Annotated in this window: 10 protein-coding genes and 3 tRNA genes; 8 read left to right on the top strand and 5 right to left on the bottom strand. The window is 40.2% G+C overall.

Features of this window, described 5'->3' with window-relative positions:
• Window position 1 precedes the first annotated feature (1 nt).
• Window positions 2-595 carry a TetR/AcrR family transcriptional regulator gene (locus G509_RS0112975; protein ID WP_026991921.1) on the bottom strand — a complete coding sequence of 198 codons (594 nt, stop codon included), beginning with the start codon at window positions 593-595 and terminating at the stop codon, window positions 2-4.
• A gap of 154 nt (window positions 596-749) precedes the next feature.
• Between G509_RS0112975 and G509_RS0112970 the strand changes: the two genes are divergently transcribed.
• From G509_RS0112970 to G509_RS22095, 8 genes are all read left to right on the top strand, one after another.
• Entirely contained in the window at window positions 750-1,316 is a 567-nt protein-coding gene (locus G509_RS0112970; RefSeq protein ID WP_026991920.1) for a hypothetical protein, read from the top strand.
• Window positions 1,317-1,474: 158 nt separating this feature from the next.
• Window positions 1,475-1,558, top strand: a tRNA-Ser gene (locus G509_RS0112965).
• Window positions 1,559-1,565: 7 nt separating this feature from the next.
• Window positions 1,566-1,640 (top strand) — tRNA-Pro (locus tag G509_RS0112960).
• A gap of 31 nt (window positions 1,641-1,671) precedes the next feature.
• Window positions 1,672-1,745, top strand: a tRNA-Arg gene (locus G509_RS0112955).
• A gap of 85 nt (window positions 1,746-1,830) precedes the next feature.
• Entirely contained in the window at window positions 1,831-2,181 is a 351-nt protein-coding gene (locus G509_RS0112950; RefSeq protein ID WP_026991919.1) for a hypothetical protein, read from the top strand.
• A gap of 74 nt (window positions 2,182-2,255) precedes the next feature.
• Window positions 2,256-2,675 carry a DUF1801 domain-containing protein gene (locus G509_RS0112945; RefSeq protein ID WP_026991918.1) on the top strand — a complete coding sequence of 140 codons (420 nt, stop codon included), beginning with the start codon at window positions 2,256-2,258 and terminating at the stop codon, window positions 2,673-2,675.
• A gap of 472 nt (window positions 2,676-3,147) precedes the next feature.
• A complete protein-coding gene (locus tag G509_RS0112940; protein ID WP_026991917.1) occupies window positions 3,148-3,324 on the top strand; it encodes a histone H1 in 177 nt (58 codons plus the stop codon).
• A gap of 289 nt (window positions 3,325-3,613) precedes the next feature.
• A complete protein-coding gene (locus G509_RS22095; RefSeq protein ID WP_051200210.1) occupies window positions 3,614-5,905 on the top strand; it encodes a glycoside hydrolase family 3 C-terminal domain-containing protein in 2,292 nt (763 codons plus the stop codon).
• A 71-nt stretch (window positions 5,906-5,976) separates the two neighbouring features.
• Here G509_RS22095 and G509_RS0112930 read toward each other — a convergent pair whose 3' ends face one another.
• The 4 genes from G509_RS0112930 to G509_RS0112915 form a co-directional block, all read right to left on the bottom strand.
• A complete protein-coding gene (locus G509_RS0112930) occupies window positions 5,977-7,941 on the bottom strand; it encodes a sigma 54-interacting transcriptional regulator (RefSeq protein ID WP_026991916.1) in 1,965 nt (654 codons plus the stop codon).
• Between the two features lie 17 nt (window positions 7,942-7,958).
• A complete protein-coding gene (locus G509_RS22930; protein WP_051200208.1) occupies window positions 7,959-10,211 on the bottom strand; it encodes a histidine kinase dimerization/phosphoacceptor domain -containing protein in 2,253 nt (750 codons plus the stop codon).
• 77 nt (window positions 10,212-10,288) lie between these two features.
• Complete coding sequence (locus G509_RS0112920) at window positions 10,289-11,041, bottom strand: hypothetical protein (RefSeq protein WP_026991915.1); 753 nt, start codon at window positions 11,039-11,041, stop codon at window positions 10,289-10,291.
• A 21-nt stretch (window positions 11,042-11,062) separates the two neighbouring features.
• Window positions 11,063-11,692 (bottom strand): response regulator, encoded by a 630-nt coding sequence (locus tag G509_RS0112915; RefSeq protein ID WP_026991914.1) that lies wholly within the window; start codon window positions 11,690-11,692, stop codon window positions 11,063-11,065.
• Between the last annotated feature and the right edge of the window lie 2 nt (window positions 11,693-11,694).

Genomic DNA, 11,694 nt, shown 5'->3' with positions numbered 1-11,694 from the left:
ATTATGGTTTTAGGGCTTTAATGGTGGCATTAAACGCCTCCTCCATCATATCGGGCGTAAGCGTAAAGGTCTTACCTCCCATGCTTTTGCCTTCGCGGTGAAAGTTGAGCAATGTATACAGCGGCCCGTAGGCAACACTCCAGAAAACCTCGAAAGACATGGGTACTAATTGCTTATTGTTTAAAGCATTATCTATAAACTGCCGCATCATTACTTTAAAATCGGCTAAGAGTCCCGACTGCATTATCTGGTCGCGGTACGGCGAATGCTTAATAACCTCAAAGCAGGCTACCTGTAGCGGAAACTCCAATGCAAAGGCAGCGCGGTTTTGCCACTGTTTCCATAACCCTTCTTCAAAAGGCATCTCTGGCGAAAAATCTTTTACTGTAGATGCAAAGAAGTCAACGCCAATCTCCTCGCCTATCTTCATAATAAGGTCGTCTTTGTCCTGGTAATAAATGTACAATGTGGCGACCGATATGTTGCAGGCTTTGGCAAGCTTATTCATGCTAAACCCCTGAAAACCATCCTGCACAATTTGCTCTATTGCTTTTGCAATAACCAGTTTTTCTTTATCAGTATCCCGTGTGCGCATAGTATTATTTTGTGCAAAGATACTATTATAAATGAATGTTCGTTTATTTATGTATAAAAATTTACTACATCCATATAGTCCTGTAATTTTATTTATATTTGGCGGCATATAGCCAACGCTATATAAATAACCTGATTTTTTTATACTTACTGTAATGAAACAACTTTTTTTAGCCCTAATGTTGGCTTTTTCTTTAATGGCAACGGCACAAGACTGCCAATATAGTGTGGAGGATGCTACCCCCGGAGAAGAACTTAAAACCACCAAAGATTATTTAATGTACGAAAAGGTATTTGCCGGTACCTCTCAGTTTTTGTTCTTTTCTCTTAGCAAAAGCCAGGGTACGCCCATATTAAACTTTCAGTTACTGTCTAAAAGCAAAGATTTTCCGCAGCAATATTGCCTTGATGCAGCCTCTAAAGTGTACCTGCAGCTTAATAATGGCAAAATTATTACCCTTTTAAGTGCTACCGAAGACCAGTGCGCCGGCCTGATGTACGACAATAACGAGAAAAATAACATACGTGTGCTTACCGGAATGTTTTTATTTACAAAAGGATCGTTAGAAGAGCTTGAAAAGTCGCAAATATCATTCATACGAGTTAAGTATGCTACTGAAACGGTGGACTATATAATAAAAAAGGACCTGCAAAGCGAGGCTATGGGGCAAAAATATGAGCCCGAGACCTATTTTATAAAGACACTTAAGTGCATAAAATAATTTAAACAAATTTAATGCTGCAGGTGCCTGACTGTTAATTACTTTCAAAAAAATGCAGAAAAAAAATAAAAAAACCTTCTAAAATAGTTGCAAATAACTAAATAAAAAAGCTACATTTGCAACCGCAAAAAAGGGTTAATTTCTTTAGAGCAAAAGCAGGAGAGGTGCCGGAGTGGTAACGGAGCAGATTGCTAATCTGTCGACGTGCAAACGTCGCCAGGGTTCGAGTCCCTGTCTCTCCGCTGTTTTCGGGGTGTAGCGTAGCCCGGTCATCGCGCCTGGTTTGGGACCAGGAGGTCGCAGGTTCGAATCCTGCCACCCCGACAAATAATGTTCACGTAAAGTGATCGTAAGGGGTCACATAGCTCAGCTGGATAGAGCACCTGCCTTCTAAGCAGGCGGTCCCAGGTTCGAATCCTGGTGTGATCACTAAAAGTTTAAACCATCCGTAACCGGGTGGTTTTTTTGTTTTACTATCTTTTGCACCAAAAGTTATCTTGGCTAAATTTAAGTTATGAGCAATATTGGAACAGAATATCTATTTTTATGCAGGGATAACTATTTGAGAGGAATAACGCCATCTAATAACCAAAACTATTCTAATCCTAACTATGTTAGAATCATCGAAATTGCACAAGAATATTTTGCTGGTAGTAAAATAGATGAGTATAAAAACTTCTTTCAGGAATACCAATACCTGGTTAACCTTTGGACTGCACATATGATTTTAGAGCATGGAAACCCTGATTCAGAATTGAAAGCAGAATGTATTGAGATCATTATGAGGTATACTAATTCTCATAGTACAGAATTGGCTAACCAAGAAAAACAATGGTTGTTAAACAACAGGTATTTTATACAATAGTATTGGTTTGGATTCAATACCTGTGCCTCATTAAATTAGGCGAAATTTGAAAAGCTACTGCAACTACAATTTATATGAGCATAGAAGAACAAATACAAAACTACATTGCCGGCCTTCCCGAGCCAAAAAGTGTTGATATGCAGCTACTACATAAGCTTATACTTAATGTAGTAGCAGGCGGCAAATTATGGTTTGATAACGGTATAAACAACGAAAACAAAACAGTTAGCAACCCCACCATAGGCTATGGATTTCAGGTTATGAAATATGCTAACGGAAAAACCCGGGAGCTTTTTAAAATTGGCCTGAGCGCCAACAAAACCGGAATCTCAATATACATCCTTGGTATTGAAGATAAGGCGTATTTAGCTCAGACATTTACTAAAGAAATAGGCAAAGCCAGCGTAACCGGTTATTGTATTAAGTTTAAAACCCTAAAAGATATAAACGTTGATGTACTTAAAGCTGCAGTACAATATGGGACTGAGACTTAAATAAAATTTTAATACAAACAACGTCTGAATTTGATTCAGGAAACGAAAATTTACGGCTTATAGATATGTACTTTAACCAAAACTTTGAAGATTATTTAGAAGAACTCTACCATTAAATTATAACCGAAGTTATAAAACGCAACATATTGTTTAATGAACCGGGAATTACAAAACGTGTAGTAGCATTGGATAAAAAATTCGGGCTTACGTATTATCCGGAAGGAAGCCAGCCACTAATAGATAAATATGGCCTGAGCTAAAATTAAACCGGTTTGTTATCTTATAATATGTGATGATAAATATTGTGAAGGCAGCAAAATAAGTAGTCTACAGAGGTGCAAACACTGCTTATCATCCCTTACAAACCTAAAACAGAAAGATTTTTAGCACAAAAATGCTAATTTTAAAATAAAATATTTTCATATCACGTTCAAACCTCTATTTTTGCCGGCTAATTTAAATATTGCATACCATGAAAGAATTATTTGCTCAAATTAACGCCGAGATTGAAACATTTAAAACAGAAAGCGACCTGCACATTGAAAAAGGCAACAAAGCTGCCGGAACAAGGGCTCGTAAATCAGCTTTAGAACTAAGCAAACTGCTTAAAGACTTTAGAAAAGTTTCTGTAGAAGAATCAAAAAAATAAGGTTCACAAAATACTAAGCCCTTTGATACGCTCAAAGGGCTTTTTAATTTTATTGGCAGTATAAAACAATCTGTTTTACATAGCTTTCTCCCCCACTCTTTCTCCTCCAAAAAAAGTAATTTAATTGTACGTAATATCTTAGCCTGCTAAACTATATTACGTTATTAAATAGTAGCTTTGTGTTATCCAAAACATCTATCCAAATAAAATTACATTATGATAACACCCCCATATTAAGAATACACTTTTCCATCCACATCCATTTTATTAATCAACAATCTTTATTTTTATGAATGCATTCAAAAAGTATCCCGCAGGGGTACTGCTGCTTGCGCTGTGTGCGGCTACGCCATCTTTAAAAGCGCAAAGCAAAACACCGCAACTTGGCACCAATACCATTAAAGAGGTTATTGCCGCCATGACGCTCGAAGAAAAAGTACAACTTTTAGTGGGCACAGGCCGCGCACCCAAGCCTAAGCCGCCCGGAGAGGGCATTAGCAACGGTTGGGTGCCCGAACCACCCATGATTGGCTATACAGAGACCAAAGTGCCCGGAGCGGCCGGTAACACCGCCGAAATAGCCCGTTTGGGCATACCCTCTTTAGTTATGGCCGATGGCCCTGCCGGCGTACGTGTATCGCCTACGCGGAAAGATGATGCCAATACCTACTATGCCACGGCTTTCCCTGTCGGTACCTTACTGGCTTCTACTTGGGATACCGAACTGGTGGAGGCTGTAGGCCGCGCTTTTGGCAACGAGGTTAAAGAGTATGGGGTAGACATATTGCTGGCGCCGGGTGTAAACATTCATCGTAACCCGCTAAATGGGCGCAATTTTGAATATTATTCGGAAGATCCTTTAGTAGCCGGTAAAATTGCAGGCGCTATTATAAACGGCATTCAGTCTAACGGTGTGGGCACATCAATCAAACATTTTGTGGCCAACAATCAGGAAAGCAACCGCAACTACGTTAGCTCTACCGTTAGCGAAAGAACATTGCGCGAAATCTATCTTAAGCCTTTTCAGATTGCTATTGCCGATGCTAATCCGTGGACGGTGATGTCGTCTTACAACAGGGTAAACGGGGTGTACACCGCCCAAAGAAAAGACCTGCTTACGACAGTACTTCGCGACGAATGGAAGTTTAAAGGCTTTGTGATGACCGACTGGGGTGGTGGTTACGACTGGATTGCCGAAATGAATGCCGGTAACGACCTTATTATGCCCGGCAGGCCCGACCAGATAGCTACGCTTATAAGTGCCGTAAAACACGATTCGCTTAGCATGAAAGTGCTCGACCAGAATGTAGAGCACATGCTGAATATTATTGTAAAGTCGCCATCGTTTAAAAAATACAAGTACAGCAATAAACCCGACCTGAAAGCCCATGCCGAAATTGCCCGCAAAGCAGCAACCGAGGGTATGGTATTGCTTAAAAACAACTCCGAAGCCCTGCCCCTGCCTAAAAAAGTCAAGTCCATTGCGGCTTTTGGCAGTGGTACCTACAATACCATTCCCGGTGGTACGGGCAGCGGAGAGGTAAATAAGGCTTATACGGTTAACGTGTACGACGGACTTGTAAAAGCGGGATATACGGTAGACCAGAACATAAAGAACGCTTACACGGGGGCTAATAACGATAAACCCATACTTACTGATGCCCTTATTGCCAATGCATCTGTAAGTAATGATATTGCCGTGGTAACTATAGCAAGAAATTCCGGCGAGGGGCACGACCGTAATGTTGCGAACAATTATACGCTTACGGCGGATGAAAAACTGGAATTCAAAAAAATTGCCGATGCTTTTCATACCAAAGGCAAAAAGGTAATTGCAGTGCTAAATATTGGCGGTGTTATAGATATGAACGACTGGCAGGATAATGCCGATGCTATATTACTGGCCTGGCAACCGGGTCAGGAAGCAGGCCTTGCTATTGCCGATGTGCTTAGCGGCAGGGTTAACCCATCGGGTAAGCTGGCAACTACCTTTCCTGCAAAGTATGAAGATGTGCCTTCGGCAAAGAATTTTCCGGGCACACCGGCCGAAAAACCTGCACAGGTGTTGTATGAGGAAGGTATTTATGTGGGCTACCGCTACTACGACAGCTTTAAAGTAAAGCCAATGTATGAGTTTGGTTACGGACTATCGTACACCAGTTTTGATGTGAGTAACTTAAAGCTTAGTTCGGCTACGTTTAAAGATAAAGTAACAGTAACCGTAACAGTTAAAAACACGGGCAAAGTAGCCGGTAAAGAGGTGGTACAGATCTACGTAAGGGCCCCAACGCAAACCATAGATAAACCCGAACAGGAACTTAAAGCCTTTGGCAAAACCAAGCTACTACAGCCGGGCGAAACCCAGGTACTGACCTTTACACTTACCCAGGCCGACTTAGCATCTTACCACACCGATAGCTCGGAATGGATTGCGGATGCCGGAAGCTACACCGTAAAAGCAGCTACATCATCGCGCAATATTAAGCAAACCGCAACTTTTATGGTTGCTAAATCTATTGTGGTAGAGAAAGACCACAAAGTACTACAGCCGGATATTAAACTGTCTGAAATCAGGCCTTAAAGCCAATTCTCATACTGCCTAAAAACTATAAAAGCCCTGTAAATGCAGGGCTTTGTGTCTTATATAAATGATTATTCGGTGGTGCTATCTGCGGTTTTAAAATCTTTGCGCTTAATGTCGAGCTTTTTCATTTTAGAATTTAGGGTGGTGGGTGGCATATCCAGCAATTCGGCCGCACCACCAACGCCCCAAATTTTACCCTTGCATTTTTTTAGCACCTCTATAATGTGGCCCCTCTCGTTTTGCTGATAACTCATTACAGGCACATAGCCCGTGCCTGCAAGTGGCTGATTAGTATTGAAGTTAGGCATAGTTACCTCTTTAATGGTACTTTCTTTAGCGAGCAGTATACTCCTTTCAATAAGGTTTTCGAGCTCGCGTATGTTGCCCGGCCAGCTGTAGGCCATAAATTGCTGCAACACTTTTGCCGATACCCCGGTAACCTTTTTACCCGACTTTTTATTGTACTGCTCAATAAAGTGGTCTATAAGCATGGGCAAATCGTCCAGGCGGTCGCGCAATGCCGGTATTTGTATCGGGAAAATATTAAGCCTGTAATACAGGTCGAGCCTAAAGCGGCCTTCGCCAACTTCTTTCTCTAAATTACGGTTAGTAGCCGCTATAATGCGCACATCTACCTTAATAGGCATACGCCCCCCTACTCGTTCTATTTCTTTTTCCTGAAGCACCCTAAGCAGCTTAGACTGTAGTTCCAACGGCAATTCGCCAATCTCATCTAAAAATAACGTGCCCTTATCGGCCAGTTCAAATTTGCCAATGCGCCTTTCGGTAGCTCCGGTAAAAGCACCTTTTTCGTGCCCAAAAAGCTCCGACTCAATTAAATTGGCGGGCAAAGCCGCACAGTTAATTTTAATAAGTGGCTGTTTTTTTCTGGGCGATAAATTATGTATGCAACTGGCAATACGCTCTTTACCTGTACCGCTTTCGCCAAGTACAAGTACCGATGTATCTACTGGTGCTACCTGCGTAATATAATCAAACACATTCAGCAACAAATGGCTGTTGCCTATAATACCTTCAAAAGCAGTAGCTTCCGGCTTTTTGGTGGCAGGTATTTCTTTTTCTGATGAAGCAACAACTTCAGATTGCGCGGCCTTTACAGGACTTGCCACTTTTGCCAATGCCGTAGCCAGCGAATTTTGCAAACGCTCTGCCAGCGGAATGTGCGATGTGTTATAAGCATCGGCGCGCCTGCTAAAAAACAATAGGTTATAAACGCGGCCATCGGGTAAAAAAACCGGCAGGGCCAAATGCCCCTGCATACTAAAAGTAGCGGCAAACAATGCTGCCAGGCCCTGTTGCTTTATAATGGTCTTAAAATCGTTATTGGCATAAAACACAACCTCTTTGCCTTGTGGTGTATTTCTTTTATAGTTTTGAAGCTCCGATAACTTCAGGTTGGTAATTATCTGTACCTGCTCCAGCCCAAGCGATTGGTATTCGTTAAAACCAATACGCAAAAAGCCTGCATCCTGCTGCATTGCTGCATCACTATCTAAATAGCTGTATAAAAAATCGAAGGGAATATACGCCTGTATGGCCCTGGCAATTTGCAATAGCCTTTGCTGTGGCTCTGCCTCTGCCTGCGCAATCGTATTTAACTGTTTCTGAAACTCGGCTTCCTTTTTAAAGTTGGCCTCGGCACCATTCTCGTGCCTGTAGCGGGCAATTTCTAAGGTAACCAAAAGGTCTTTTTCCCTGTAGGGCTTTACTAAAAAGCCGTAAGGTTCGGTTTGCTTAGCAGCCTCTAAAACCTCGCGGTTGGAGTTAGCCGATGTATAAATAAAGGCAATGCCCATTTGCTGTAACGTGCGGGCAAGGTCTATACCTGTAGCAGGGCCCTGCAAAAAAATATCTACAAGTACCAGTGTGGGCTGCTCTTTTTTAACCATTGCAAGGGCGGTATCAACATCGCGCGCTATGCCGCACACTTTATATCCTGCGCTAAGCAGCATCAGCTTAAGGTCGTTAGCTTCTACAAACTGGTCTTCTACTATCAGTACTTTTTCATTCATAACTCACAAAATTTAAATTACAGTACCGGCTTGCGGCGCAAATCACGCTTAAAATTAATCTTTATAACCGTACCGTTATTATTAATAATAGAGAACGTTCCGTTTAAATCGCCGGTAAGGCCCTGCATAAGGCTCATGCCAAGCGAATTAGAATTCTCGGCATCAAAATCGCGGTCAATGCCTTTGCCGTTATCTGTTATAAACATCTCAAAATAATTGGGTTCTTTTTCTTGCAAAGTTATTGCAATCGTACCATCCTGACCATTAGTAAACGCATATTTTATGGCATTGGTTATTGCCTCATTCAATATCAGGCCAATAGGAACCGCCTGAGAAACATCTAATAAAACATCGTCTACCGTTACTTTAAACTGAATGTAGCCGGTATCAAAACTGTCTTTTAAATAGGCCACCAACTCGTGTATATAAGTAGGCATGGCTATAGCCGAAAGATTATCTGACTGATACAGCTTTTGATGGATAAGCGACATACTGTGCACCCTGCGTTGACTGTCTTTTATGGCGGTAACTGCTGTTGCATCTTTTAAATAAACCGACTGGCTGTTTAAAAGGCTCATAACTATTTGCAGGTTGTTTTTAACCCGGTGGTGAATTTCTTTTAACAACCACTCTTTCTCTTCCAATAAATGGTTAAGGGTGTTGTTTTTAAGGCTAATTTCTACCTGTTGCGATCGTAACAGCCTGTTTACCTTAATTTTATTTCTATACGCTAAATAGATGGCGCCAACTGTAATAAGCAGTAATATAGTACCCCCTAAAAATATGTTTTTAGACTTATTTGCCTCATACGTTTTTTGTTTTTGAAGCTCGCCCTCTTTAGCCAAAAGCTTAATATTTTGATTTTTAAGCAATATATCTTTGTCTTTTTGTTCGGTTTCGTAAGCAATTTGCAGTTGCGATATTTCTTTGTTTTTATCGATGTTAAAGAGCGAATCGTCCTGCGTTTTTACTTTTTTTAGATATTCTATAGCCTCTTTATAATTGCCCTGTGCCGAATCTATTTGATACGCAACGGTATAGGTACTTTTTTTGTTGGCAAACCCAACCGACTGGTCTATGTTTTTTAAATTTTTAGAGAGGTATTGTTTAGCGGTATCATAATTTCCTTTTGCAAGATACATGCGGGCAATTGCCATGTTAGCATTAAAAATTATATGGGGCATTATATCGCTCTCCTTATTTTTAATAATATCAGTCAATTGATTGCTATACACTTGTGCCCTGTCAAATTTAGAGAGATTTGTATACAGAATTAAGTAGCAAGTTTTTACAGTAACAACATCTATTAAATTTATGGGTTTGTATTTACTGTAAATGCTGTTAAGGAACCTCTCTGCCTTAGCATATTTTTTTTCGTTTATAAGGCTTACTACCATGTTGTTAGTAACCGTATAAATAAGCTCTATATTTTTTATTGCAAGGGCATGCTCTAACGATTTTGAAAGGTAAGCATACGACAGTTTATCTTCGTGTAAATGGTGGTACACCGCAGCTAACTGATTGTAAATAAAGCTAAGCTGGTCGTGCAGGTTATTCTTTTCTTCGCCATATTTAGCCGCGAGCAATAAATATTCAACAGCCTTTTTATACTGCCCGGTACTGGAATATACATTGCCTAATGCCCTGTAGACATTAACCATATCTTTATGCCCTATAGACCGGTAAATTTTAAGCGACTGGTTAGCCAGGTCTATTGCTTTGGGGTTGTCTCCCAAATAGTTATAATGTTCTGCTGTGGTAATTAAAATAAAGGCCAACTGTTCTTTAGTACTCTTTTTTTTGTAGGCCTCTAAAGCTTTTTCAATGTAATCGGTTTTTTTATCCAGTTCGGTATACCAGTTAGTAAGGTCGTACAATTCAATATAGGCATCGCCCTGAATATCATAATCGTTGTTGGCGATAGCCAAATCCAGTCCCTTTTGGGCAAAGGTTAGTGCCTTCTCATTCTGGTGTTTTTTTTTATAAATTTTGGCATACAGTACGTTGCTATAGCTTTCTCCCCTTTTATATTTTAGCCCGCTACTTATTTTTTGTGCCTGATTAGTATAATAAAAAGCACTATCAATATCGGCTTTGGTATCTCCGGGCTTAGCTATGTAATAATCGCTTAATTCCTGTAAAGTAGTTATCTTTTCGGAATTATTTTTTTGCTTTTGCAGTTGCTGCAATAGGTGCTTATTATCCTGTGCCTTAACACTAACGGATAATAAAACAATAAGCAAAAAAATAATTTGTAGAATTTTTCTCATAGCCCACTAAATTACCTATTTTGCCTTTAAATTGAGCGTATATTTTATGCAAAAAATGGTACATTTTATAGTGACTTTTATGCAGGGCTCTTTTTGAAATAAAGAGAATATAATGCCAATAAAATACCAACCATACCGGCCATTACAATTACCAATGCCCAAAGTGGCATATTGGTAACTCCGACAAAATGTTGGTAAATACTGTAAGCCAGCAGTATAAAAAATAAACCAAGGCAAACCGGCAATGAACTTAGCAGCGATTTGGCAAATAGTTCTTTAAAACCCGACATTGATTTACCAAATGCATAAGCCATAAGCGCGACAGATAAAAATCCAAAAACAACGCTAAACAAAAGCCCTGCAATTACTAACATTAAAGTGATTATGTTATTTTCTACAAGATCGTTGTTAGTAGCACTGTAAATAATTTTTATTGTCGATCCGACTTCAGGAACCCCTCCCGTATGGGTGGATGAATTTACTTTTTTTATGCTGCCATTTTTATCTTTAAATTCTAAGACAGGTATGTACATGGTTGTATACCGCGTGCGATTATCAGAGCCGGTATACCGGTCTCTGTAACTTTCGTATCCTACAATTTTAGCGGAGTAATTATCTCCGGTAAAATATATAAAAGACGAATTAGCAGTAATAAATAAGGCAGAAAAAAAGATGGAGAGTACACTTATAAACAATGTAAAAGTAAAGCCGATAGAAAGACAGCCACTGTCTTTTAGTCGTTTAGATATCCTGTAGCTAAAGTATAAGGATGTTATTATTACTCCAATAACTATATAGCCGGTAGATGTAAGTAGTAGCGGTGGCATCATATAGCTAAGATAGCTATAATATTAAATCAGGTTAAGCTCCATTGCAAATTTAATAAGCCCTACCGTATTTTTTGCGCCAGATTTTATCATTAAACTGTTCCTGTGGTTGTCTACCGTTCTTTTGCTTATGTAAAGTTTAGTAGCAATTTCGCTGTTAGAATATTCGCTTGCAATATGCTTTAATATCTCTACCTCACGTTTGGTAATGTGCGGCCTGGCCTCGGCCTCGGCACTAAGCTTAATTTTTTCCTGGTTGGGTACTTTAAGGGCATTATCTATATACATGCGCCCATCGTAAATATGGTTAATGGCCTCCAGTATACTGTTAGAGTCGGCAGTGCTTTTAAGCAGGTAACCCATGCAGCCGCTGCCAAAAATTTCGTCGGCAAGGCCCGGCTTATCGTAGCCGGTAAGAATAAGCATTTTAATTTCTGGGTGATAATACGATATAAACCGCGCCAGTTGCGTGCCCGTTTGGTCGGGCAGGTAATAATCAAGTATTAGCACATCGGGCTTAATAACCCCAAGGTCTCTTTTTAAGGCTTCGCCCGTTTGATATTTGCCAACAAACTGCATGTAAGGCGTTTTGTTTACCAAAGTTTCCAGGCCCGAAACTATAAGGTGATGATCATCTGCAACAGCAATTCTCATAA

Source organism: Flavobacterium subsaxonicum WB 4.1-42 = DSM 21790, from assembly GCF_000422725.1.
GTDB lineage: Bacteria > Bacteroidota > Bacteroidia > Flavobacteriales > Flavobacteriaceae > Flavobacterium > Flavobacterium subsaxonicum.
Note: the sequence above shows the minus strand (reverse complement) of the source record. Positions and strands in the feature narration are given on the sequence as shown.